Source organism: Bradyrhizobium sp. NBAIM18, from assembly GCF_020193825.1.
Lineage (GTDB): Bacteria > Pseudomonadota > Alphaproteobacteria > Rhizobiales > Xanthobacteraceae > Bradyrhizobium > Bradyrhizobium yuanmingense.
The window spans coordinates 171606-197562 of the sequence record NZ_JADYVO010000013.1 but is presented as its reverse complement, the minus strand read 5'-3'; the positions used below and the strand labels follow the sequence as shown (position 1 = coordinate 197562).

Genomic DNA, 25957 nt, shown 5'->3' with positions numbered 1-25957 from the left:
GGCGGCAACACCCCCGTGATCCCGCCCCCCGGCAGCCCCGGCGGCGACCCCAATGTGAGGCCGAAATAAGGGCTTGTTCCGACCCAACCTCCGTCATGCCCGGGTTCGTCCCGGGCATCCACGTTCTTGGGCGAACGAAGAAGGGCGTGGATGGCCGGGACAAGCCCGGCCATGACGAACTCATTGAAAAGAGGCCGCATTCACAAGGCGCCTTGTCCCGCCGCAGCCTTGGCGAACGCGGAAAAAGGCGGACCACTTTGCTTGACTTACCCCCGCCCCCTTCCTTATATGCCGCGCGTTCGCGAGATCGGCCCAAAGTCGCCGCCGCGATCCCTGTGGCGGGGTAGCTCAGCTGGTTAGAGCACGGGAATCATAATCCTGGGGTCGGGGGTTCGAGTCCCTCCCCCGCTACCACCTTTCCCCACACTCCTTTGACTTGATTTGGATAGGCCTTTTCGCCGAGCAGGGCGTTTAGCCGGCCTGCTATCTCGACGGCTAAACCACCTGGGCGTTCCGGTTCGCGGAACACGGTGACCGTCTCGACCAAGTCTCTAATGGCTTCTGCGGCCTCTCCGTCGCCCGCACTGACACCTTTACCCAGTGCTTCTTCAAGCCGACCGAGTTGCTCCTCATATCGTTTGAGGATGGCCGGATGCAGCGCAATTTCGATCGGAGCGGGTGGTTCGCTTTGCAACTCCTCAGATATCCGCTTTCGTTCGGCATCTAAGGCAGTCGATCGCGGCCCGAGCACGGACGGATCGCCATGTCCCTTCGCGATCGCATCCACCAGTCGTTCGATTTCTCGACTCAACTGCTCTAGCTGCTGCTCAAGGCGGTGCCGCTTTGCCTGTGATGTAGCTAGGAGGCGCTTCCGCTCCTCCAGATACGTTCGTACGTATTCCGAAAAAACCTTCGGTGCACGCAGCTCGGCCCTGAGCCCGCTGAGGACTGCACTTTCGACCGCATCTAAATAAAAGGTCTTGGCATCAGAACATGTGCCGCTCTCTTTCGCCGCAGAGCAGCGAATACGAATGCGGCCTGACTTGTCGCGTCCATTAGTTGCCATACCCGAACCGCATGAGCCGCACCGGAGCAGTCCGGATAGCATCCGACGAGGCCGACGTTGGTGGCTGGGGTGGATGTGACCGCGCTCTTCCTTGCGTTGCTGAGCAGCCGTGAATAGCTCTGGATTGACAATTGCAAGATGCGGCACTTCAGCCACCTGCCAGTCACTCTTCGGATTTGGTCGTGACAGGCGTTTTCCCGAGTCGGGGTCCTTCACCATCCTGACTTTGTTCCAGACAAGGCGCCCCACATAAAGTTCGTTTAGCAGAATGCCGGCGCCCCTCTCATGATTGCCATTGATTGTTGACGCATTCCAGCCTCGCCCCCGCGGAGGTGATACCCCCTCGTTATTGAGATCATGCGCGATTTCCCGAGGCGTACGACCACCCACGTATTCCTGAAAGATGCGCCGGATCACTTGTGCCTCGGCCTCGACAACCACTCGTTCACCACTTCTTCCAGGTACCGGTGCGTATCCGTACGTCAGGCCCCCGCCAGCCAAACCTTGCTTAACCCGCCCCGCTTGGCCGCGACGCACTTTGTGCGCATTGTCCTCGCGATAAAGTTGTCCGACCAAGCCGCGAAGGCCCACCAGCACGGTGTTAGCGACGCCCTCGTGGACCGCCCGGATCTCGATCCCGAGAAATGACAGCCGCTTATGAATGCCAGCCAGATCTTCCATGTCGCGAGAGAGGCGATCGAGCGCTTCGACGATCACCACGTCAAAGGATCTCTCCCGCGCTTGGTCCAACATCTGTAGAAGGCCTTCGCGGCCCATGACAGACCCGCCCGAACGAGCCCGATCTTCATGGGTACTGACAACAATTAATCCTTCGCGCTCGGCATAGCTCTGACAAAGTGAAAGCTGATCCTCAATCGATCGCTCGTTCTGAAGATCGGTTGAAAATCGAGCATAGATCGTCGCTCTTTTCCCCGCTTCGCTCGATGAGCTGTCTTTCATGATCTTCCCTCGCGGCCACACGGGCAAGTACTCGCGCGAGGCGTAAGATCGCCTTGTCTGGTTTCGCCTGCAAGGAAAATTTGAGATCGGCTTCCCGCACGATCGAACCTCTAGGCAATCGCGCAGCTCAACGAGGTGCACGCACCTACGCTGGCGTCAGTCGACAAGACGACGTCGGGGGAACTGATCATCTCGAGCATCCTGCTCGGATGATGACTAAGTGCAACGGCCGCTATGAACTCGTCGTGCAATCGGATGCCTAGGCGAAGAAAAAGACAGGAGCGAACGGCTTTGCGTGAATGGAATTGATACTGCTGGGAAGCGCACAACCTCTCCATCTAGCGAATACCGAAGTGGAAACTCCGGGCCTCGCCAAAGGACTCTATTCCAGCTGTCGAATTCGCCACCAGTTCGGCCTGATTGGAGCCCTTAGCTAGACCGTGAGCGAGAAGGCGGTGGATGGTTCAATCGTCCTTAGGCAGGTCTACCCAGCGAGCGGAAATGGCCTTCGCCGTTCTCGCAACCATCAGACAGACTGCTATGGCTCGACTATGGCCTGGATATTGCGTCTTTGACGAAATCGATGCCCTTCGCTGGCGCACGACCCTCGTGCGCATGTTGCTGCGACTCCTGATGGCTAACGTCGTGTGACGGGGAGCCTACCCATCAAATCTGGCAGGTGCCATGTGGAACCGGTTTCGAAGATCCATTTAGAAAGACTCTTATATGGCATTGGCGCAACCGCAATAAGCATATGGCCAGGTACGATCGTCTGCCGAATTTTGTCTCAGATGAAGGACGCGCATACGTAGCGAATTCTGCGAAATGCCTTCAGGTTCTGACATTTCAATATTCCCGTGAGATGGCCGGTGTTTTCACGCGCGCTCCAATGATGCGGGAGTCGGGAATCAGATGCGTGGCTACGGTGCACTAGCCAGAAGCTCATAATTGCCCCCCTCGCGATAAGCGGCTTCAGGATCGGGCGCGGGGCAGGAGTGCTCGGCATAACGCTTCAGTTTCTCCCTTGTAAGACAGCTCAACCTACCAAATCTGGCAGGTGCCTTGCGGGACGTCTCGACGATAAAAGGCAGGGCGGCCCCGGGGCAGCCGCCCCAAGGGTGCGAGGCGGCAGCGTTGCAGTACCGCGACGCTGGCGAGCGAAGTTAGTGGCGCACGTGATAGGGACAGCGCTTTCCAAGGGCCTCTCCGACGAGCGCCGAGTCACACGTCATTTAACTCCGCTGGCAGCGCGGCGTTGGTAGTTTCAGAGCTTTGAACCGCGCGGAGGCCCGGCCCGCGCTGCCTCCCCTCTAATTCTAGACCTTCTGGGCCTCGGAATACTTCGACACACTAACGGGTGAGCCATGCCCGATCCTGCTCGTCGATTGCTGTCAGCCAGAACCTTGAGATGCTTTCGCGATCTGCTGCATAAGCGGACGGACACGTTCCTTGGCAAGCGTCAGCATGAGTCGAGGCGGCTGCCCATGCCGAGCGCCGCTGAGATCGCTTTTGTCAACATGGACGGTTCTCTGATCTCGATCAGCGACGTCTTTTGCGCCCTCTTACATCCGATAGGTCATAGCTTCCTTGACCTCGCTTAAGCTGCAGAGGAGGCCGAATGCTGGTGCCGCCAAACGCCGCCATTGCGGTTCGGCAGGCGACGGATCTTTGCCGCGCGTACGAGATATCGCAGATGAGTCGAGATTTTTGGCGAGAGCGAAGAGGCAAACGCGCAAATCAGATAGTCTACCTGAGCATTGCGCAGTACAAGGTCCTTTCCGATCGTCCTCGCCGAACAGATCATGGCAGGCCGCTCGACGAGGGCGGCAGCACTTCTCTTCCGCGCGTATTTTCGCAGCCGATCCCGCACATTCGCACTTTCCAATGTTGCGAGTTGTTCCGCCGTGTCTCGGCGAAGAAAAATGGTGGCATGCCGTTGACGAACCGGCAGACGCGAATTTCAAAGCTATGCTGAGCACAGACAACATCAACGCTGATCGCCTCGCAGCCTCACAGGTTGAGGCCGCGCGAATTCTCGGGATCCATCGAAGGATCCTGCGGGAATTCGGAGCCACGCGCTGTACGCAAAGAGGCGCGACTGCATTGCGGCACGCATAGCCGTCATGGCGTTGCTCGTGTGGCTTCATTTTTGGGAACGGGAACCCGTTTGGTCGCTCGCGAGAGAAGGAATTGACCGATGCTTAGTGAAAGAAAAGCATGCAGACGCTTGCGCCTCTCTATAAAAATCAAAGGCTCTGCCTGACATCGAGCTGTTCGCCGCGAACTTCATCGCGCAACTGCGCTCCATAAATAGCAGGAAGCCTGCCGAAGACGCTAGCCCGAGGGACAAACGCCTCGAAACCAACGCTCGCCGCCGCGAGCCGTGGTGGCCACACCTTGGTCTCTCGCAAAGCAAGGGGCGCGTAGGGGCGCTGGGCAACGAGAAGCTCGCCAGAATGGCGAACAGCGCCGGGAGCTATATCGGCCCGACAAAGGCCACGATGTAGTGAGGGAGCTCCAGTGCTTGTACGCAGAGACGCTCTGGATAACGCGTTACGGAGCGGCCGATACCGCCGAACCCGGCGCGAAGCGTGCTGCTTTCATGCAAGGTGGTTCAACGTGGTGTGCTTGCCCATTTGCGCCGCCGTGCTGTGCATGACTACCAATGCTGGTAGGTCACCCGAGGCCGCTCTCTCGCTAAAGTCATTGTACCCTGAGGCGGCGGGCCTCACGGGAAAGCCGGGTGGGTTAGCCTTGTGATCCCCGAGGCTGACTAGCGTTCCGGCGAAGCGGATGCGGCAGATAGCGCATTTATCCACCTCCCCGGTGGACATCGGCGCCGAGTCGCATCCGCGCTGCATTCTCTCGAACTCGCTAATTGCGTCTAGTTTTCGCGCCTCACTGGGAGATAGGCTGATCGAGCTCATTAAGCATTTTGACGAATCGGAACCCAATCGTCCTCCCTACGCGAACCCAGCGTGGAGCACGAGCCGGTAAGCGGCGCGACGTATTCAAATTCGAGAGCAACTGATGCGCAATCCGAATGGCCAATCCTGCATGGTCGAAGAGCCCACGAGCCAGGGGGCGTGAGGTCATACGGCCGATCAGTCATCAAACGTGCAGTGGATTGGCTGAGTGTCAATCCGGCGCGTAGTCCCAATGCGGGTGCCGCTGATCGCAAGCGCGCCGAATGACTGTTATCTGAGGCGTAAACGGCGATATCGCTGCCAACGGCAAGCGGCCCGCCCACATGGGTCGCCTTTCGTTCTGTAAATTGTGCAGGTCTGTCAGCTTTCGGTAAGCCAGCCCCGATAAAGAATCGTTGGGTTTAACGGGGGTGTGGCAGGGACAGCGCATGAGCTGAAGGACCACCATGTGCCGAGTCACGCTTCCGTTAAGCTCATTGCATTGCGGATGCGGCAGGATAGTGCCTCATGATGCCCCCAGGCGCCGAGCCGCGCCCGCAATGCTTCCAACTCGCGGGTTAGTTCTCCTTCTGCCGATTTTGCTCGTTCTGCAAGCAATCAGCTTCTTGCGCCGCTTGAAGCTCAGTTTGGAGCAGTTAGCTGGGTGGCAGCGAAAGCGCTGCCCCTATGTGTGCGTGGGGGAAAAGCGCTGATTCAAGTTCTGCTAAGTTCAACTGGCAGTGCGGGCGGGGTAGGGACAGCGTCTGCTCCAGCGCAACCAAGCGGCGCCGAGTCGCGCCCGCACTGCTTCCGATCAATCTTCGCCAACACTCAGGAAGGGAAAGGAGATTGCCTGGCTGAATCCGGTCCGCTGTTGTCTTGATGCAATTGTGTCCGCCATGTGTGGCGACGACGATGCCGACAGCGTCGTCGATTCTTCAACGCGGTGCTCCCTGTCGCGGCTTTCAAGGTCTAGGATAATCTTCTCAATGGACTGATTCTATCGCGCTTCGTCTGGACTTGCTCTGCCAACATTCCTTGCGCCTCTCATGTGCGTTGGCCTGTCATTGTGTTTTATGCACTGTTTTCTAGGAACGCCCACGTGTCTGGTCATGCTGGTGTCTCCAATTGCTTCAAGCAAAGACCCAGCTTAGAGAGTCGCCGATGAGATGGGACCGACCTATTTTGATAGGTGCCCTTCGTTACTTCTCGAAGATATGACTAGGTCGCCCTTGGGAATTTGAGCCTCATGGGAGCAAAGGTGGCCAGCCCCAGTCTTTGTGACCGGGTTGGCCACCAGCGCTTGCGACACCATGCCCATAGGGCAGCTACAGGGCAAAAATGCACATGTTCGAGCGGCATATCACGTCCCTGCGGTCGCAAGCGCTTGCGGTGCTTGTAGCCAATCAGGTCCGTGCCGCCGATCAGTCTCTGGGACTATCCGATCGCAAGCTCGCCACATTGAACATGGATGAAGTTCAGGCAATGCTAGCCATACTCGATTGCATAAAACCCGACCTGCGGCCGAAGGAAGCACGGCAGATCGCTGCGCGCATACGCGCGCTTTTAGAGGGGACGCATGGGTGTCAGCCGGTTCGGGTAGCATGTCTGTGAGACCACTAGTGTGAGCTTTCGGTAAGCTGTCCAGCCTCTCGTGAACGAGGAAGCTGAAGTTGGCGAAGCTTTAGCCCGCTCGTGGAGGATCGATAGGCACCCATAAGGACGCGGCTCTGACGCCGAAGGATCGGGAAGCCATGGTGACGAGCGTGATCATAGTGGCCTCACAAAGGCCAACCCGCGCTGCAATTCAATATTTCGGCCAAAACCGTCGCCAAGTGGGTCAAGCGTTCCGCAAGGACAGGCGTCGATGGAGCGTGATCGCTCTACAAGGCTCTTTCAACGCCAAGCCAAACTCTGCCTGCCACATGCGCCGAACTCGGAGTGCCACGGCCGCGCCACGCCGATTGCGCAGCTTGACCCGGCCGAGCCGGTGCGGCGCTATGAACGTGAACGTCCCGGTGAGCTGACACATCGCTATCGACAAAGCTGGGCAAGTCCAACCGTGTAGACGATCGATCGATGGTGGCCGGACTCGAAAGAGCAGCCTGCGGGTACGCGGCGAAGAACCTGGCCGGGATTATGTCGACGTCTGAATCGAGGATGCCTCCCGAAATACCTTCAGCAAAGAGATGAAGAGCGAGCGGCAGGGCTGCGCCGCGGCCCTCCTCAAGGCGGGGACGCCACAAGCGTCGGCATCAAGGTCAGCAGGTCATGACCGACAACGGACCCTGCTACGAACCTCTGCTTCCCGCAAAGCATGCGAACGCCTCGGCCTCGAGCAAATCGGCACCGAGCTCTATATTTTTCGGAAGAAATGCAAGCGGGGCGCAGGGGCTATTTCGCGATCGAGATCTGGTGCTGCGCTGGCTTGGAAACACGATCTTTGTCACGCCGCAGTATTGCGTCACCTCGGCGGACCTCAAGGAATTCTACACTGTACATCGTCGATCCAGCCGATGAGCTGCTCTAGAGCAGACCGAATCGGTCGCCGACGGCGGCAGCCGGTCGGCGAATCGGCGGAAGCCGATCCTCGCCCGCGTAACCAACAGACAACCCAAGAAAGTCTCCCGGCGATGATGGCGCAACCAAAAGGATTTTCATCCATCCGAGGGCCATTTTTGAGCCGTCGATTTCTTTTTCTCTTCCGCAAGTTGACAATTTTCTTCCGCGCTCCGTAGGAAGTACCGTGTCTGCGGAAGGCTGAACGTTCTTCAAATGAGAACAGTATACGCTGCGAAGCGTGTGACGGAGGCAATCTTCATTACCTCGGTTCCATCACCCCTCGATCCACCCCTATCTCGCAGCGGCCCTTCCGCCAATGTAGTTCGTGAACATCCCCGGAACAAGAACTCCGGGATGCGGATGTCGACCTATGTCATTCTCAGCGCAGGCGCTCGCGTTGCTGTGCTCTCAACGCCGCTGTTGCGCGGATCTGCCAATCCCGTGACCAACTCATTGTTTGCTGTTTGTCCTTCTTGGATGAGCACAAAGAAGAGGTTCACCTGCGTTTCGCAGCAACCAGTGATCGCCCGACATATTCGATCATTTCGAACGCTGTGGATAGCTATGACTTCGAAATCGTCGGCGAGTTAAGCGAAGTTCAAGCTTTGCCACATTCGCACCGCAAAATCGAACTGAGGTCCAAATGAGCCACGTTTCGGAGCAGCCGATCGATCGCATCACAATTCCCATGCTGCAGCGGTGGAAGCAGGATGGTCGGCGTCTCGTCATGACGACTGCCTACGACGCGGTTGCGGCGCGTATCGCGGATCCGTCCGTCGACATCATTCTCGTCGGCGACAGTGTGGGTAACGTTTGCCTTGGATTCGAAAATACGCTTCCAGTGAGCGTTGCGATGATGAACCATCATCTGGAAGCCGTGGTACGCAGCAAGCCTCGTGCTTTACTCGTCGCCGATATGCCATTTCTTAGCTTCCACGTCAGCGTCGAGGAAACCATACGCAATGCCGGCGGATTCCTGCAGCGAGGCGCAGCTGCGGTGAAACTCGAAGGCGGTGGCAAGAGAATCGAGATGGTACAGGCCCTCGTCGATTGCGAGATTCCTGTGATGGGTCATCTCGGTCTTATGCCCCAGAGCGTCAACGTCATGGGGGGCTTCAAAGTGCAGGGTCGGAAAGCGGATGAAGCGTTGCGTTTGCTCGATGACGCTCACCGTCTGCAGGAGGCCGGCTGTTTCGCTTTGGTATTGGAGGGCATTCCGGCCGAGCTTGCTGCTCGAGCAACCAAGTCCTTGACAATACCGACGATCGGGATCGGCGCCGGCCCGGACTGTTCAGGCCAGGTGCTCGTGTTTCACGACGTGCTGGGCCTCACTGGAGGTCATCGCCCCAAATTCGTTCGCGCCTATGCAGAAGGCTTTCAGCAGTTGCATGATGCGCTTTCGCGCTGGGCCGCGGATGTCCGCGGTGGTGCATTCCCGGGACCGCAAGAGTCCTATAGGCTTCCCGAAGGCGTCGAAGAAGCAATTACCAACTGGGCGCCGTCCAACCCAACTTGATATAGAGCTCTACATGCAAACAATCACGAGGGTCGCTGAACTTCGCCGTACTCTCGCAAAATCCCGCGGTGCCGATCAACGGGTCGGATTGGTGCCGACAATGGGCTATCTCCACGATGGCCACATGGCGCTGATCGCGGCGAGCCAGGCGCAATGCGACGTCACCGTCGTCAGCATCTTCGTCAACCCCACTCAGTTCGGACCAAACGAGGATCTCAGTAGCTATCCGCGCGACTTTTTACGTGATGAGGGACTGTGCCGTGATGGCGGTGTTGCGATCCTCTTCGCGCCGGAGACACAGGAGGTCTATACGAGCCATTTCGAAACCTTCGTTGAACCGGGCGACCTCGCCAAACCTCTGTGCGGAGTCTTCAGGCCTGGGCATTTTCGCGGTGTCGCGACCGTCGTATGCAAGTTGTTCAACATGGTGCAGCCCGATGTCGCGTTTTTTGGGCAGAAGGATTTTCAGCAATGCGCAGTCGTGCGTCGCATGGTAATTGATCTCAATCTCCCGATCGAGATGGTCACTGTACCAACCGTTCGCGAACAGGATGGGCTCGCAATGAGCAGTCGCAACCGCTACCTGAGCAAAGAAGAGCGTCAGCGGGCCCTTGCGATCAATCGTGGACTATCCGCAGCGCTCGACGAATTTCGCTCGGGAGAGCGCAACGTAGAAAAGCTGATTGCGGTCGCCAGGCGGCATTTAAAGGCAGTTGACAGACTGCAGTATCTTGAACTTGTCGACAGTGACACGCTCAAAACCGCCGATAGTCCACTGCGGCGCCCCGCGGCGCTTTGTGCGGCAGCCTACGTTGGCTCAACGCGGCTGATCGACAACGTCCTACTGGGGTTGCGAACTCGGTAGCGCAATGCGTCGCTAAGCCGTGCGCAGCATATTGAGCAGCAAGAAATGCTCAAAGCACCTCCGAAGGGCGCGCCAAGCTGGTGGCGAAGGGCCGACTCCAAGGCGACCTTGTTCAGCGACTTAGCGAAGCGATAAGTCGCGGGTGCGTACGGAATATTGTGGGACCTAAAAGTTTGTGTCCGGCAACATCACGAGATTTGCTCTACGGCGATCATCGATCAATTCGACAAACCTTGGTATAGTGCTTTACAGCCCAGGCTATATCACCCATTTACCTTTGTAGAGTTGAGCACCCGTCACGTCGTCTGTACTTTCGACGTCGAACCTCGATCATTTGGTTTGCGGGTCAGTGCGAAGCCTGAGCTGCTGCCTTGCTATAATTCGTTGAGTTCCAATCAGGTGTTGCGACGAACATCTAGAGTTCGGACCTTCGGCCGATTGCACTTAAGAAGACAGAGGCTTTATAGCAGGTGCCCATCATCGAGACGGGGATCAGCCATCAGAGCAGCGGAACAACATTCACTCGAGTGACGAACATGGAAGAGAAGGATAGGGCGTCCGCATCCGCGAGCACGTGAGCTCTTAGAGTAGCCGATGGCGCGTCCCTCATACCGGAGGCTCTAGCACAGCCGCAGCATCGGTGATCATTGCCGCTTTATAAGTTGCGGCGAATTTGCATCCCACTCTTGAAAACATAGGTCGATATGGCATTTACCGAGCTTTTCATCAAACGTCCGGTATTGTCTATCGTCGTCAGTTCTTTGATTTTGCTGATCGGCTTGCGCGCGGCCACCGTACTGCCGATCCGGCAATATCCCAAGCTGTCTAATACGGTTGTCAATATCACGACTTCCTATCCTGGCGCTTCCGCCGACATGATCCAGGGGTTCATCACCTCTCCCCTGGAGCAGGCAGTCGCGTCCGCCGAGGGCGTTGACTACATTAGTTCCTCGTCTGTGCTTGGTACTTCGACCATCAAAGTCTACATCAAGCTCAATTTCGATCCCAACGAAGCGCTCACGGAGGTGCTCTCCAAGGTCAACTCAGTCAAATACCTGATCCCGAAGGAATCAAACGATCCAGTCGTCACGAAGTCGACGGGTCAGAAGACTGCTGTCATGTACATCGCCTTCTCCAGCGAGGAACTGGCGGCAAGTGCGATCTCCGACTATCTCTCACGCGTCGTGCAACCGGTTATCTCGACGGTCGACGGCGTTGCAGCGGCAGACATTCTGGGCGGCCAGAGTTTTGCGATGCGGCTATGGCTCGATACTGCGAAAATGGCTGGGCACGGCGTGTCGCCGGCTGAGGTTTCGGCTGCAATCGCCGCCAACAACTTCCAGGCCGCGGCGGGCCAGACCAAGGGCTATTTCACTATCTCCGATGTCACGGCAAATACGGATCTGCGGAGTGTCGAAGATTTCAAGCGCATGATCGTGAAGGCCAATGACGGTGGCTTTGTGCGCATGGAGGACATTGCGGTAGTGGAGCTTGCCGCGCAGACTACTGACATTAGTGTCGCGATGAACGGCGAGCACGCGGTCTTTGTCGGCGTGCAGGCGAGCCCGCAAGGCAATCCTCTAAACATAGCGCGAGGCGTTCGAGGGCTGTTTCCAGAAATCGAGCGTAACCTGCCGCCTTCACTGAGGATGAAAGTAGCCTACGACTCCACCAAATTTATTCAATCATCGATCGATGAAGTTGAGAAGACGCTCATTGAGGCCGTCGTGGTCGTTGTGGTCGTGATCTTCCTATTCCTGGCCTCGCTGCGCTCGGTCATCATTCCTGTCGTCACTATTCCGTTGTCGCTCGTTGGTGTCTGCAGCATGATGCTGGTGCTGGGGTTTTCATTCAATCTCTTGACCCTCCTTGCAATGGTTCTGGCTATCGGTCTCGTGGTCGACGACGCGATAGTGGTGGTGGAGAACATTCACCGCCATTTAGAAGAAGGTGCGACGCCCCTAAAGGCTGCCACAGCGGGCGCGCGCGAGATCGTCGGCCCCGTTGTCTCCATGACGATTACTTTGGCTGCGGTATATGCCCCAATCGGATTTCTGGGCGGGCTCACCGGTGCGCTGTTCCGCGAGTTCGCGTTTACGCTAGCGGGAGCGGTGATCGTTTCGGGCGTGATCGCTTTGACGCTATCGCCGATGATGTGCTCGCTCCTCCTGAAGAGCGCCGAGGGGGGACGGTTTGCAAGATTTGTGAACCGTGGGTTCGGCGCCATGACACAGTGGTACGGCCGCAAGCTCGATCGCTCGCTTGACTATCGACCGGTTACGGGGCTGTTTGCGGTAACCATGCTGGGCCTCGTCGGCTTTCTCTATATGCACACTTCCAAAGAACTCGCCCCCGAGGAGGATCAAGGGATCGTATTCGCTTTAATGAAGGCGCCGAAATACGCAAATATCGACTACCTCGACTATTACGGCAACAAGCTCGAAAACGCGTTACAGAAATTTCCAGAGACTGACTTGAGCTTCGTGCTCAACGGCGTTAGCGGCCAGCAGAGTGGCCTGGCGGGCATGTTGCTCAAGCCGTGGGACGACCGCACGCGATCATCGATTGTACTAAAGTCCCTTGTCCAGGCCGAGCTGTCAAAAATCGAAGGCATCAACGCGTTTGCCTTTAGCTTGCCTCCGCTTCCGGGCGGTTCGGACGGGCTACCAGTGCAGATGGTGATCAATTCGACCCTTGGCTTCCAATCCATCTACGAGCAGATGTCAAAGCTGAAGGATGCCGCGCGAAAGAGCGGGCTGTTCATGGTGAGCGACTCCGACCTCGAGTTCAACCAGCCGGTGGTACGAATCAAGGTTGATCGATCCAAGGCTAACGAGCTTGGCATCACCATGCAGACTATCGGCAATGCGCTTGCCACCTTACTTGGGGGAAACTACGTCAACCGCTTCAATTTGCAGGGCCGCTCTTACCAGGTGATCCCGCAGGTTCCCCGAGGGGAACGCCTGGTGCCGCAAGCAATCGGGAGTTATTACGTAAAGACCGCGACAGGCTCAATGCTTCCGTTGTCTACCGTAGTCTCCATCGAGACCGCCACCGATCCGAACGCGCTCACCCACTACAACCAGCTCAACTGCGCGACTTTTCAGGCAGTGCCGATGCCCGGCGTCACGATCGAACAGGCTGTGGATTTCCTGGAAGCCGAGGCGAAGAAACTGCCCGCAGGCTTCAGCCACGACTTCCTGGCCGACGCGCGCCAGTATGTGCAAGAGGGTAATCAACTGGCCAGTACATTTGCATTTGCACTCATCATCATATTCTTGGTGCTTTCGGCGCAGTTCGAAAGTCTGCGCGATCCGCTCATCATCATGATCAGCGTGCCGATGGCAATGGTCGGCGCGTTGATTCCGCCATTCTTTGGCTGGGTGACCATGAACATCTACACCCAGGTTGGACTGTTGACACTTGTCGGGTTGATTTCTAAGCACGGCATCCTAATGGTTGAGTTCGCCAATGAGCTGCAGCTCAAGGAGAGAGTTGACCGTCGCTCGGCTATAGAGATGGCGGCGCGGGTCCGATTGCGCCCAATATTGATGACCACGGCGGCGATGGTCACGGGCTTCATACCCTTGTTGACTGCAACGGGAGCTGGCGCGGCGAGCCGCTTCTCGATCGGGCTCGTCCTCGCCGCCGGCATGTCTGTTGGCACTCTGATCACGCTATTCGTGCTTCCTGCGCTCTATGTCGCGATCGCGTCCGATCACCGTGACGACGCGAGCGCCGACTGCGCGAACCTCGCCAAGCTCGACCTCACCGGCGCTGCTCACGCCGAGATGGCCAGGCAATGACCCATCAAATCAATCTGGGTTTGCTCCGTGTGGCGCGCGAAGGAGCCTAGGACCGTTTTACGTTTCCTGGGACATCGAGATCTTCGGGAGCAGGGCGCCTCATCTGCTCGGCGAAGAACACTTCGGTGGTCCGCTGCTGGCTGCTCAGGCGTAACGGCGCCGGTTATTCACGGCTTCGGAACCAAGCTCGACCTCGCGGAGGGGGCAAAAGACAATGGGTGCTCTCTTGATAAAAAGGTGGACCTACCAATCATCGCGAATGGCTCGGCCTGCCATTCGGATCGTTGGTGGGGTTGCTCTGATCCGTGATGCAGGCTTCCTTTTCGTGAACAAGCCGATCACACTTGTGCCGTTGATCGCTCTCAGCGCGAAACGCGCGGTATGCCAGCTGAATGCCCTCCTTGAGCGAGGTGGTGGCGCGCCAGCCGAGCCCGGACAGCCGACTGACATCGAGCAGCTTGCGCGGCGTTCCGTCTGGGCGCGACGTGTCGAAGCTGATCTCACCGCGAAAGCCGACGGCGGCCGCAACCATGAGTGATAACTCGGCGATGCTGATGTCCTCGCCGGTGCCGATATTGACCGGTTCTGGCGAGGAATAGGTCTTCATCAAATGGATGCAGGCGTCAGCGAGATCGTCGACGTAGAGAAATTCGCGGCGCGGCTTGCCGGTACCCCACACCACGACGTTGCTGCCGCCCGCAATCTTGGCCTCGTGGAAGCGGCGGATCAGCGCGGCCATGACGTGGCTGTATTCCGGGTGATAATTGTCGCCGGGGCCGTATAGATTGGTCGGCATCACGCTGATGAAATCGGCGCCGTACTGGCTGCGATAGGCCTCGGCCAACTTGATGCCCGCGATCTTGGCGATGGCATAGGGCTCGTTGGTCGGCTCCAGCGGGCCGGTCAGCATCGAATCCTCTCGCAGCGGCTGCGGCGCCAGGCGTGGATAGATGCAGGAGGAGCCGAAGAACATCAGCTTCTCGCATCTGTTGGCATGGGCCGCCTGGATCACGTTGCTCGATATTGCGAGGTTGTCGTGGAGAAACTCGGCGCGCAGCGTGTTGTTTGCGACGATGCCGCCGACCTTGGCAGCGGCGAGGAACACGGCCTGCGGCCTCTTCGCTGCAAACCAGGCAGTCACCGCGGCCTGGTCACGCAGGTCAACCTCGCTTCGCGACACCGTCAAGAGATCGACCTGCTCGCGTGCGAGCCGGCGCATCAGCGCCGAGCCGACCATGCCGCGATGGCCGCCGACGAAAACCGTCTTGCCTTTCAGCTCAAAAGCCGCGCTTGCCATTTGCTGCGTCCTGTCTGGCTTGGACGAGATCGCTGGCGACCATTTCCTTCACCATTTGCGAGAACGACGTTTTCGGCGTCCAGCCGAGTTTCGCGCGCGCCTTGCTGGCGTCCCCGATCAGGAGATCGACCTCGGTCGGACGGAAATAGGTCGGATCGACCTGTACCAGGGTCTTGCCAGAAGCCTTATCGACGCCGATCTCCTCGGCGCCCTTGCCCCGCCATTCGATTCTGCGCCCGACCTCGGCAAACGCTAGCTCGACGAACTCGCGGACGGACCGCGTCTGGCCGGTCGCAAGCACGAAGTCTCCGGGTTCGTCGACCTGCAGGACCCTGTGCATGCCTTCGACGTAGTCGCCGGCATGGCCCCAGTCGCGCTTGGCGTCGAGATTTCCCAGATAGAGCTTGTTCTCGAGGCCGACCTCGATGCCGGCGACGGCGCGGGTGATCTTGCGGGTCACGAAAGTCTCGCCGCGGATCGGACTCTCGTGGTTGAACAGGATGCCGTTGCTCGCGAACATACCGTACGCCTCACGGTAGTTCACCGTGATCCAGTAGCCATAGAGCTTGGCGACGCCATAGGGCGAACGCGGGTAAAATGGCGTGGTTTCCTTCTGCGGCACCTCTTGCACGAGGCCGTAAAGCTCGGAGGTCGAGGCTTGGTAGAAGCGCGTCTCCTTTTCCATGCCGAGGATGCGGATAGCTTCCAACAGGCGCAGCACACCGATCGCGTCGGCATTGGCGGTGTATTCCGGGCTCTCGAAACTGACCTGGACGTGGCTCTGTGCGGCCAGGTTATAGATCTCGGTCGGCCGAATTTGCTGCACGAGCCGGATCAGGTTGGACGAATCCGTCATGTCCCCATAGTGCATTAGGAATGGCACATCTCCGGCGTGCCGGTCCTTGTAGAGATGATCGACGCGCGCTGTGTTGAAGGAGGACGACCGGCGCTTGATCCCATGCACGGTGTAGCCAAGACCGAGCAAATGCTGGGCGAGATATGCGCCATCCTGCCCGGTGACGCCGGTGATCAGCGCAACGCGCCGTTTAGAATTGTGAGCCACCATGATCTCGCTTAGTTGCGACGGAAAGAGTTCGCTCTGAGAACATTGCGAAGCCGCTTCCCGAAAGTTCGAGATGCGCACGCGCGCTCCACCGTCAACTCAAGGAGCGCGATCGTTAGCCCCTGTCATACACATCGCGTAGGAATACACACCATATACATTGATTTATAAGTGGACTGTTTTATGCCAACACATCGATCTTCAGAGATGAAAGTCAGGCGACGTCGCAACGGCGATGATCCGAGGCAGGTGAGATGAATTGTAAGCGCCGGTACGCCCGCCCGGGCGCGCTTGCCGCCTGCCTATGTCGCCAAGGAGACAGATGCCGTCCATCTGTGAGCCTCATCGATCCTGACGAGCATGTATGGATCCGCGCGCTCTCATCGGGGCGCAGAGGAGCGGGGGGGGTGCGGCTTCCGAATAGAAGAACCCGTCTTATCGTCGGTATAAAATTATAATCCACGCCGTTCCCTAATAGCTGGTTTGCAGTAGGCGATGCACAGCCGATGCAAGACAAAGGGACTGGCAAACGTTGGTATAGACCGTCGAACGTTTCGATATCGAAAGTTTACGTTAGTACAATGGAGCTTCGACGCCGATCTTTTAATCTTGACCGAACGTAAGTTGCCTCAGTCCGAGTATGACAAGTCTCTTAAAGCCCGCGCCGGAAATTTGTTCCCGGGAGAACTGGACAATTCAAGCTAGAGCTGCTGCGCAGGTATATCACCAGCAGACCATGTAGAGGATGTGGGCAGCGTTCTTTTTTCTGCCTGAAATGGAGAGAAGCCGAGACGAAACGTGACCCCTATCTAGGAGTCGATCCTGAGCATCGACGCAGTTGTTGCCGCATCAACTTCATCCGGTAGGCCAGTATCGCTGCTCATTTCTTTTTGGAGACTTAGAAGTGAGAGTCGTGAGGTGGCTCATCAGTAAGGGTGAGGCTGTTTGTGCCAAGCTGGACGTCGCCGTGCAGGCGCTACTGCACGTTTGGCTCTCGTCCAGGCGGTCACGGCGTTGGCGATCCCGTCGCAGCGTCATTCGACTAGCTAGCTAAAGGGTGGAATGAAGCCGACGAACAATGATGGCTGAAAGAGATCTAAATCACGCGGGCGAATGGGGATGCGATAAAGACGGCCGCGGAAGATTCCGAACTTGAAGCCCGTTGTTATCGGGCAAGCGAGTTCTATCACGGGGCTCCTATAGCGCGGACGCCGGACTCCTCGAACTTGGGCTGCATGGATAATATGTGTGGAATTATTGGCATTTTGGGACGTGGTCCGGTCGTTGGGCAGTTGGTCGCGTCGCTCAGGCGACTGGAATATCGAGGCTACGACTCAGCGGGTCTCGCGACTCTCGAAGGTCTCCGTATCGAGCGCCGCCGCGCTCAAGGTAAGCTGAGAAACCTTGAGGAGCAGTTGAGCTACAGTCCCCCTGCAGGTCAAAGCGGCATCGGTCACACCCGCTGGGCGACTCATGGAAAGCCGACCGAGAGCAATGCTCATCCGCATGCGACGGATAATGTCGCGGTCGTGCATAACGGGATCATTGAGAATTTCCGCGAGCTGCGAGCGGAGCTGGAACGAAATGGAGCCGAGTTTTACTCAGAGACGGACACCGAGGTTGTGGTGCATCTCGTCGAATTCTACCTCAAAAATGGCTACTCACCGCAGGATGCGGTGCAGGCGTCGTTGCCGCGCTTGCGCGGTGCCTTCGCGTTGGCATTCCTTTTCAAGGGGCACGACGACCTTTTGATCGGTGCGTGCAAAGGGTCGCCCCTTGCGATCGGACATGGTAACGGTGAAGTGTACTTAGGATCTGATGCGCTCGCGCTCGCGCCTTTGACCGATACCATTACTTATCTTGAGGACGGTGACTGGGCCGTGCTTACACGCGCGACGTGCGTGATCTATGGTACAGACGGCTCTGTCGTCCCACGAGAAACATCAAAGTCTGATGTATCGTCTCTCCTTGCGGACAAGGCGAATTATCGCCACTTCATGGCTAAGGAAATCCACGAGCAGCCGACAGTTGTCGGCAAGACATTGGCGCATTATCTCGATGTGGCGGCCAAACGGGTAGCGCTGCCGGTCGCGTTGCCGTTCGACTTCAATTCCATTGAGCGCATTTCAATTACTGCGTGCGGCACGGCAAGCTACGCTGGCCACATCGCGAAATACTGGTTCGAGCGGCTGGCGCGTTTGTCTGTCGAGATAGATGTAGCCTCTGAGTTCCGCTACCGGGAGGCGCCTCTGCGCCGGGGCGATCTCGCGATCGTCATCTCGCAATCGGGCGAGACGGCCGACACACTAGCTGCGTTGCGATACGCCAAGGGCCAGGGCCTGCACACGATATCTGTCGTTAATGTCCCGACGTCGACGATTGCGCGCGAGAGCGAATCCGTTCTGCCGACGCTGGCGGGGGCAGAAATCGGCGTCGCTTCCACCAAGGCATTCCTCTGCCAGCTGATGGTACTGGCGGTGCTTGCCATCGCAGCAGGGAGAGAGCGAGGCAAGCTGTCTGAAATCGATGAATCGAAGCTCGTGCAAGAGCTCATCGAGATGCCCCGGTTGATTGCTGCGGCCTTGTTGGTCGAGCCGCAGATTGAGAAGCTCGCGCGCTATATCGCCGCCGCTAGGGCCGCACTCTACCTCGGTCGTGGCACATCGGCGCCTCTGGCGTTGGAGGGCGCGCTCAAGCTGAAGGAAATTTCCTATATCCACTCAGAAGGTTATGCCGCCGGCGAGCTCAAGCACGGGCCGATCGCACTCGTCGATGAGGCTATGCCTGTGGTGGTGATCGCACCTTACGACGGCGTTTTCGAGAAGACCATTTCGAACATGCAAGAAGTGGCGGCTCGGGGCGGCAAGATCATCCTGATCACCGATGCGAAGGGCGCTTCGGAAGCGACGGTGGACACGCTCGTGACCATCGTTCTGCCGACAATGGTCGCAAGCTTTACGCCGATGGTCTATGCCATTCCGGTCCAGCTCTTGGCTTACCATACCGGCGTCGTAAGCGGCGCGGACGTCGATCAGCCGCGTAATCTCGCAAAATCGGTCACTGTGGAATGAGGCTGCAGTGTTGGTATCGAGATGGATCTCGACGAGTTCCCAATCCGAAGTCGCTGGTAGCCGCCGTGCGGTCGTGCAACCTCAACCGATACTACCGTCAGCCCGCCTTGGTGTACTAGGATTGGTCACCCTAGCGGCGGCGCGGGATGCCTCTGGGCTTGCAATGTGCTGGCGAAGCCGTTCAGGAGGCGTTGCAATCCGCCACAGGATGCCAAGAGTTCCAGGCTTGTTGGCCTAATGACGCTCCAAGCCGTATGCTGGGATTGAACGGTCGCGATGCAGTCGTCATGAAGCACGCGCTCTACAATGCCGTTCTGCATAGTATCGCGATCTATGGGAAGGATCTGATTGGCGTCCGCAGGTGAATGGTCAATCGACCGTTCCCAACGGAGGCGGATCCTCGCACTGCTCGCTTCTCATCCGACCTAGTGAATGGCAATGGGCGAGCGCGCCGCCGTTCCATTAGAAGCAGGTCCTGTGTCCGCTAACGTGAGGGCGGCCAGCAGCATCACGTCAGGTTTTGGTAAGCCCGAGTCCCTATCTGCGCCGCATGGCCTAGCAAGCCTGAACTAGACGTGGAAACTGCATGTCTGACCGGAGTACCAATTGCCATGTATAATCGGATCAATGGCTCGTCCTATTTCACATCCTCTCCCCTTGACGAGGCTGATGAGCAAAACGACGCAGACACTTTCGCGGATGCGTTTCGGCAACTGCGCTTAGCCCCGCCAAACTCCAGCGGCACTTCGTCTTCGGCAGCACGGCCCTATTGGCTTGATTCAAGCCCGCCTGTCGTAGAGATCGATAAGAGGTCGTTCAGAAAAGCAGCAGAGGGCTATCACAGCGACGAAATCAGGAAAATCGCCGATAACCCACAAGAATATTCGGACTTCGTCTCTCAGAAAGCGGCGCGAACTGCAGAGGTTGCTGAGGAGTATGGAACAACTCAAGATTCTGTAAATGCGCGATACTTCAGCTATCAATTAGGAAACAAGAGTGTCGGTCTTCTTCGAATGGAAGGGGGCGACAGCATGACGAATTTCGACGTGGAAAAGTGGCAGGAGCTGTTTCCCGGGCGACCTGGGACGACCGGAACTGTAGATCTCCAGGTCGTTCATCCGCTTGTCGAGAACGCCGGCGATATTCTGCTCGAGCATCAACTTGGAATGGCCGGTGAACGGCCACTGCTGAATTTGCGTCCGGCTAATCCGGAGGCAAGAGCCCGTGCTGCAAAGATGGGGTTCGTTGAGGTTGACGCCGATAACATGGTTCTCGACCCAGTGAAGTCAGACAAGTGGGTGAGGAATGGCGACGGCAAGTGGCAGCGAGAAGGCACCGCTTCGCGGTATCTTCGCAAAGCTGACGACAGCCAAGACCGTAAAGTCGAGATGCCAGCGAGTGCTTCAACATACGATTATGAGGATGATTTCATGTGACCATGGAATTACCGGCATTTGGCCTCGTGGAAGAAATCGATCTAGCCTGCTCCGCACTTCTCTGCGGCGGCGTCGGCGTTTAGCTCAGAGTTCCTCGTTTGACTCAGAATGCTCTCTCCTCAGTTCTCCTTTGGCTTAGCAGTTGCTGATTGTCGCGCCTGGGAAGTAGGGCTTCTTGTACAAGCCTATTGCTGAGAATGCTCGCCTGCGGCGACGACCTGTTGTGACCCCGGGGCCGGCCGAGGGGCCGGCACGTGTGGCGCCAGCACGTTGGACGGCTGGGACCACAACTCTTCCGCAGATGAAGCTTGCGAAGAAATAATGGCGTGGGCGCCTGACGATAGTCAGTCGCAACAATGTACAGCGAATGGCCGCCCAACGGACAAGCCGGGCCCCGCAAGCGTCAACGGACGTAACGATGCGGTGAGCACGAGCATAGTGCAGAACGCTCTCACCAGAAGAGGGATACCCAATACATGGGCCGCTGCTGAGCGAAGCTCCATTGTCATCGTCACCGCCGTGGGGCTGCACAGCCAATCTCGTGCTTGCCGGGCCATCTCGGCACTCTGCAATGGAATATATAGCCTCGCTCCAGATGGAGCTAAGAAGTGCTTTAGCGCAACGACGGCTCTGGGTCAGCGTTACGATGAGCGTTGGCGTGGAATCAGTCGAGTTGGCGTGCCAGCGTCTCTCGCAGGATAGTCTGTTCTGCAGCCTCCCATATCCGTAAAGCGTGGACGGGCAAGAAATTGCTGGCCGCTAGCATATTTACAGTAAGCCCGGGTTCGGACTGCGAAGACGTTGCAAGGTGGCGTGATTGTCGCCCACGAGCGTTTAGATCGGACATGAACTCAAGCTGCAGGTTGGAATCAGATATCGCCCCGGGCGCCAGGTGCCTTCAGTGCGCTGTCGAGGCACTTAAGTAACTCTTGTCCGCCAAATGGTTTGGCGAGGAAGCCAATTGCTCCCGCGTCCAGGGCTGACGTGCGCACACGCTCGCTGGGAAAAGCGGTAATGAAAATGAAAGGTGCTTCGTAACCACGCGTCCGCATCTGTTCCAGCAGCTCCAGCCCGCTCATCGTCGACATCTGCACATCGGTAATGACACAGGATATCTCGTTCAATTGCGGCGACTGCAGGAGCGCCTCGGCCGAAGCAAATATCTGCACGAGGTAGCCACGCGATTTTAAGAGGTTCCCTGTCGCCGCACGGACTGAGGCGTCGTCGTCAACGACGGAAATCAAAGGCGTGGACAAGATGAGCCCTCCTGACGCGGGAATAGCGGCTGCCAAAGCACTAGCCACCTTCGGCCAAAGATGGGCTGGAGAGATGAAGCTGTAAAATCATACTTGCGTTTGTTCAGGACGATTTGCACGAAGCCCCAGCGTCTCGCTCATTCTGATCAGCTCGGCGAGCGACCGGGCACGCATCTTTTTCATTACGTGACCCCGGTAGATCTTGACGGTAATCTCGGCGAGCCCAAGTTCGGCGGCTACCTGCTTGTTCATCAGGCCGGCCGTGACCAGTTTCATCACCCCCTGCTCTCGCGGGCTTAAGGTCTCAAATAAAGACTGCAGGTTCGCGACGGTTCGCTGAGCTTCCCGTCTTTTGCGATCGCGTTCGGTCGCCGCAACCACAGCATCAAGCAGTTCCTGATCGCGGAAGGGCTTGCTGAGAAAATCGACCGCACCTCCCTTCATGGCCCTGACGGTCATGGGAATGTCGCCATGACCGGTGATGAAAATGATCGGGATGTGTATGTTCAACCTGGCCAGCTCGGTCTGGTATTCGAGGCCGCTCAGGCCTGGCAGCCGGACATCAAGAACTAGACAGCTTGTGACGTCCGGAATTGTGCTCTGCAGCATTTCCCGGGCCGATCCGAACGCAACGACCTCCAATCCTACCTGTTTAAAAAGGTTAGTAAGCGAGCGGCGCACGGAGATGTCATCCTCAACGACAAAGACGATCGCCTTCGTCGAGGCCTCCGCACTGCTACCCTCACCTGGCGAGTCAAATGGTCCTGTCACTGGATGGCCTCCTTATGCACGGGCAGTACAAACTGGAAGGTCGCGCCCGGTTCATCTTTCTGAAGAAACGATAGCCGCCCTCCGTGAGCTTCCACGATAGAACGGCAGATCGAAAGTCCCATTCCAAGGCCACTCGACTTGGTGGTGAAGAAGGGATCCAAGACGTGGTCAGCGTCCTTCTCAGCGATCCCGACGCCGCAATCGGCCACGGCAAGCTGCACGCGCCCCAGATCGTCCTTGGATGATTGAATCAGAAGTTCGCGCGGCCGGTCTGTAATTGCGTCCATCGCCTCGATTCCGTTCATTACCAGATTGATGATCACCTGTTGTAGCTGAATTCGATCACCGAGGATCCTAGGCAGCACGGCCGTCAACTCGGTTCGCAACGTCACCCGGTGGCTCACCAGCTCTCGTGTTACCAGCGCAATGACGTCCCTGACGACATCATTAATGTCTAGCGGCACCATCTCAATCTCGCCTTTCTTCGCGAGTGCGCGAACACTACGGATCACCTCGCTTGCCCGGATCGCGTCTTCGATGATCCATTCCACTGAAGAGCGCGCTTCGGCAAGATCAGGAGCTTCGCGAGCCATCCATCCGAGGCACGCATCGGCGTTCGTGAGAATAGCGGCGAGTGGCTGGTTTATCTCGTGGGCGATGGAGGTTGTCAGTTCTCCTAACGTCGTTACACGCGTCACATGGGCAAGCTCCGCCTGTGCCTTTCGCAGGTCTTGTTCGGCCTGATCGGCGCGAATAATGGCTGTAATGTCAGTGCTGACGCCACGGTAGCCCAGAAAATTGCCGTTTCCGTCGAAGAAAGGTTTGCCACTCGTGCGGACGTAGATCGGAGATCCCATCCTATTCACTGTGCGGTAGACGAGATCCCGAAACGGCTGATGCGCCTGCAACGTCGCCCGATGCTGCCGCCACTTTTCGGGCTCGTCTTCGACGTCGCACGCGATCTCCCAGCGAAGCAGGTCTATCAATCCTGTGGCCAAAATTCCTGCAGTGCTGGTGTGCTCGGATAAGCGAGTGACCCGATGATCTGGACCGGTCTCCCAGAGCCAGTCGGAAGCTGTCTCGGCGTAGTCGCGAAAGCGCTGTTCGCTTTCGCGCAGCGCGACAAGTGTGTTTTCCAGGCGTTCCCTAGCTGCGTGTTGATCGGTGACATCCATATGTGTTCCAATCAGCTCGCTGATCTTACCATCGCTAGCGACGACAACATGCGCAACGGAGTGTATGCGCCTTATCCCGCCATCTGGCAGAAGAACACGGAAGTCATATTCGAACCGCTCCTGCTCCTTTTCTCTCGCCTGGCGCTGCACCTCCTGTAACCGCGGCAAGTCTTCCGGATGGATGCGCGAGCGAATGGTCTCTATCGATACCGGCTCTTGTGGGTTAAAGCCAAACAGTCGATCAACTTCCGCGGAGCGATACACGAAATCTAGACCATGGACGTCCCAGGACCAGCTGCCTGTGTGGGTGAGATGCTGGGCCTCGGCCAGATAGGCCTCGCTGCGACGCAACTGCTGTTCTGCTCTCCTCGCTGCCGTAATATCGGTAGCTGCCCCGACAAACTCGATTTCACCAGAAGCGGTTCTCGTGAGTCGTGCCTTCGCATGGATGTGCTTCACAGAGCCGTCTGGTAGCAGCAATCGATACTCGTGCTCGAAATCGCTCAAATCCCGCATCGCTCCATCGATAACCTGTTTAACCGAAGCCCGATCATCTGGGTGAGTGCGATCAACGACAAGCTGCGGCGAGGGAGTCGTTTGAGGATCTAATTGGAAAATCCGAAATGTCTCCTTTGACCAGAACGCCTCGCCGGTGGTGGCGTTCCAGCTGAAGCTGCCTGTATGACTCAACTCCTGCGCTTGAGCCAAATGCGCTTCGCTCCGCTGCAGGGCAAGTTCCGTCTGCTTTCGCTCCGTGACATCTTCGCAGGCGATAAGGACAATGGGCCGGTCGTCGGCCCAAAGCATGGCCTTGGCGTTTTCACGTACCCACAATACGGAGCCGTCCTTCCTGACTTTCTGGACGTCCCACGTGCGCGATTGTCCAATATCCTCAAGGCACGCCCGAATGCATTTGTGAACGAATGCGCGATCCTCCTCAAGAAATATGCAGAGCACGGAGTGGCCGATCAGTTCTGCAGGAGCATAGCCGAGTTGGGTCGCGCCGAATGTATTGACGTTAAGGACAGTGCCGGCTTCATCGACCATGAAGTACATGGCCGGATTGTGCTCGAAGATTGCTCGCCACCGTTTTTCACGATCCTCCAAATCCGCCGCACTCCGCTGAAGCTTGACCGCAGCCACACGCGCAGCCTCTCTTTCCTGGCGGAGCTTTCCGATCAAGTACGTTCCTACGATCGAGACAATAAAGAATGCGACAACCACTGGAGGATCGCGGGGGTCATCGATTTGTAGGCTGAACGCGGGCGGCGCAAAGTAGTATGCGAGAGCAGCGATTGCCATGATGCAAAGCGCGGATGACGCGATGAAGCTGCCCATCAACGAGAATAGCAAGACTACTAACAAATAGGCGAACGCCGTCGCGGCGAAATGGGCATTAAGGTATACGCAACTCAATGTAACAGCGGCTAGCGTTATACCGCCGAAGGTCAACTGAGGGGCTGAACGTTTAAGACTGCTGATCTGGATAGACATTTTGAGACCGTCCGGCCTGTTCTCCGGCGGGAGAGCTATAGCATTCTAGGCAAAAATGGGGCAATCCTCGACGCTTGGATCGAGCGTGTCCGAGATTGATCACCTGCGGCCGAACTCAGCACGTGCGGGGAAAAAACGCATCATAAACGTACGTATAGTTGTCCTAAACTTTTCGATGAGGGGTCGCTGACCGTGCGGCAGTCGAAGCTGAAACGTCTGCTTTGCTCCCCTTGACGATGGCCTTACGGCAGTCGCTCGAGCCTGACGAGCAGAAATAAGCGGGCGAACCACTCATCTCGCCGGCACAGTCGGTCCTGCGGAGGAAAGCGCAACCGTCATGTGTTGAGACAGGAAGGCCAAGTTGCGCGAGTGCTACTTGGCGATTAGGCCATCAGCCTAGCTGCGGAGGTCGTCTCCAATTGGCTTCGGTGGGATCGAGCGCCGACATGATACCGAGCCGACGGTGCCGTGGGCGACTCGCCGCATTCAGGTGGACGGTAGCCTTGACCGGCAAAGAGGCGCCCTGAAGAAGCCCGCACTTCTTTGATCGCGTGCTTTTCAGGGGGAGCTGCCTGGCCGCGACGCGGGAGCAAGAGCTGTGCACTGGAGAGCGCACGAGAAAGTGCCGGCTTGCCTTAACTTGGCCTGGCCGATTCGAAGTACAAGAAGTGTGAATCTTGCATTCAATTCGGGTTCGGCTGGTGGCGGTTAAG

Annotated in this window: 12 protein-coding genes and 1 tRNA gene; 7 read left to right on the top strand and 6 right to left on the bottom strand. The window is 57.5% G+C overall.

Features of this window, described 5'->3' with window-relative positions; genetic code table 11:
* Positions 1 to 337: 337 nt before the first annotated feature.
* Positions 338 to 414 (top strand) — tRNA-Met (locus I6F17_RS25815).
* On the opposite strand, the gene I6F17_RS25810 is transcribed toward I6F17_RS25815, so the two are convergent.
* The gene (locus tag I6F17_RS25810; RefSeq protein WP_225124714.1) at positions 371 to 2026 is read right to left on the bottom strand and encodes a recombinase family protein; all 1656 of its coding nucleotides are present in this window, start codon (positions 2024 to 2026) and stop codon (positions 371 to 373) included. The two genes, I6F17_RS25815 and I6F17_RS25810, sit on opposite strands and share 44 nt — an antisense overlap.
* A 1618-nt stretch (positions 2027 to 3644) precedes the next feature.
* Here I6F17_RS25810 and I6F17_RS25805 point away from each other — a divergent pair.
* The 4 genes from I6F17_RS25805 (at position 3645) to I6F17_RS25790 (ending at position 13681) form a co-directional block, all read left to right on the top strand.
* Complete coding sequence (locus I6F17_RS25805; protein WP_225124692.1) at positions 3645 to 4001, top strand: hypothetical protein; 357 nt, start codon at positions 3645 to 3647, stop codon at positions 3999 to 4001.
* Between the two features lie 4136 nt (positions 4002 to 8137).
* On the top strand, positions 8138 to 9010 hold the full coding sequence (gene panB / locus I6F17_RS25800; protein ID WP_225124690.1) for a 3-methyl-2-oxobutanoate hydroxymethyltransferase: 873 nt from the start codon (positions 8138 to 8140) through the stop codon (positions 9008 to 9010).
* 13 nt (positions 9011 to 9023) lie between these two features.
* Entirely contained in the window at positions 9024 to 9875 is an 852-nt protein-coding gene (panC, locus tag I6F17_RS25795; protein ID WP_225124685.1) for a pantoate--beta-alanine ligase, read from the top strand.
* Positions 9876 to 10579: 704 nt separating this feature from the next.
* On the top strand, positions 10580 to 13681 hold the full coding sequence (locus I6F17_RS25790; protein WP_225124684.1) for an efflux RND transporter permease subunit: 3102 nt from the start codon (positions 10580 to 10582) through the stop codon (positions 13679 to 13681).
* Positions 13682 to 13931: 250 nt separating this feature from the next.
* Here the strand turns inward: I6F17_RS25790 and I6F17_RS25785 are convergent, their stop codons facing one another.
* Both I6F17_RS25785 and gmd read right to left on the bottom strand, forming a co-directional pair.
* Positions 13932 to 14978, bottom strand: coding sequence for a GDP-L-fucose synthase (locus tag I6F17_RS25785; RefSeq protein WP_050991968.1), 1047 nt, complete (start codon positions 14976 to 14978; stop codon positions 13932 to 13934).
* Complete coding sequence (gene gmd / locus I6F17_RS25780; RefSeq protein ID WP_035999104.1) at positions 14959 to 16044, bottom strand: GDP-mannose 4,6-dehydratase; 1086 nt, start codon at positions 16042 to 16044, stop codon at positions 14959 to 14961. Before gmd ends, I6F17_RS25785 begins: the two co-directional genes overlap by 20 nt.
* Before the next feature lie 1241 nt (positions 16045 to 17285).
* On the opposite strand from gmd, the gene glmS reads away from it, so the two are divergent.
* Both glmS and I6F17_RS25770 read left to right on the top strand, forming a co-directional pair.
* Positions 17286 to 19112, top strand: coding sequence for a glutamine--fructose-6-phosphate transaminase (isomerizing) (gene glmS, locus I6F17_RS25775; protein ID WP_035999107.1), 1827 nt, complete (start codon positions 17286 to 17288; stop codon positions 19110 to 19112).
* A gap of 611 nt (positions 19113 to 19723) precedes the next feature.
* Positions 19724 to 20548 (top strand): Effector protein NopP, encoded by an 825-nt coding sequence (locus tag I6F17_RS25770; RefSeq protein ID WP_225124683.1) that lies wholly within the window; start codon positions 19724 to 19726, stop codon positions 20546 to 20548.
* 869 nt (positions 20549 to 21417) lie between these two features.
* On the opposite strand, the gene I6F17_RS25765 is transcribed toward I6F17_RS25770, so the two are convergent.
* The 3 genes from I6F17_RS25765 to I6F17_RS25755 all read right to left on the bottom strand — a co-directional run bounded on the left by I6F17_RS25765 (position 21418) and on the right by I6F17_RS25755 (position 25244).
* Positions 21418 to 21804 carry a response regulator gene (locus I6F17_RS25765; protein WP_035999163.1) on the bottom strand — a complete coding sequence of 129 codons (387 nt, stop codon included), beginning with the start codon at positions 21802 to 21804 and terminating at the stop codon, positions 21418 to 21420.
* Positions 21805 to 21891: 87 nt separating this feature from the next.
* Complete coding sequence (locus tag I6F17_RS25760) at positions 21892 to 22575, bottom strand: response regulator transcription factor (RefSeq protein WP_225124682.1); 684 nt, start codon at positions 22573 to 22575, stop codon at positions 21892 to 21894.
* The gene (locus I6F17_RS25755; protein WP_225124681.1) at positions 22572 to 25244 is read right to left on the bottom strand and encodes a PAS domain S-box protein; all 2673 of its coding nucleotides are present in this window, start codon (positions 25242 to 25244) and stop codon (positions 22572 to 22574) included. Before I6F17_RS25755 ends, I6F17_RS25760 begins: the two co-directional genes overlap by 4 nt.
* Positions 25245 to 25957 lie beyond the last annotated feature (713 nt).

Coding starts and splice junctions, on each gene's coding strand:
- I6F17_RS25805 (WP_225124692.1), top strand. CDS start 3,645: ATGCTGGTGCCGCCAAACGCCGCCATTGCGGTTCGGCAGGCGACGGAT.
- I6F17_RS25810 (WP_225124714.1), bottom strand. CDS start 2,026: ATGAAAGACAGCTCATCGAGCGAAGCGGGGAAAAGAGCGACGATCTAT.
- glmS (WP_035999107.1), top strand. CDS start 17,286: ATGTGTGGAATTATTGGCATTTTGGGACGTGGTCCGGTCGTTGGGCAG.
- I6F17_RS25790 (WP_225124684.1), top strand. CDS start 10,580: ATGGCATTTACCGAGCTTTTCATCAAACGTCCGGTATTGTCTATCGTC.
- panC (WP_225124685.1), top strand. CDS start 9,024: ATGCAAACAATCACGAGGGTCGCTGAACTTCGCCGTACTCTCGCAAAA.
- I6F17_RS25770 (WP_225124683.1), top strand. CDS start 19,724: ATGTATAATCGGATCAATGGCTCGTCCTATTTCACATCCTCTCCCCTT.
- panB (WP_225124690.1), top strand. CDS start 8,138: ATGAGCCACGTTTCGGAGCAGCCGATCGATCGCATCACAATTCCCATG.
- gmd (WP_035999104.1), bottom strand. CDS start 16,044: ATGGTGGCTCACAATTCTAAACGGCGCGTTGCGCTGATCACCGGCGTC.
- I6F17_RS25785 (WP_050991968.1), bottom strand. CDS start 14,978: ATGGCAAGCGCGGCTTTTGAGCTGAAAGGCAAGACGGTTTTCGTCGGC.
- I6F17_RS25755 (WP_225124681.1), bottom strand. CDS start 25,244: ATGTCTATCCAGATCAGCAGTCTTAAACGTTCAGCCCCTCAGTTGACC.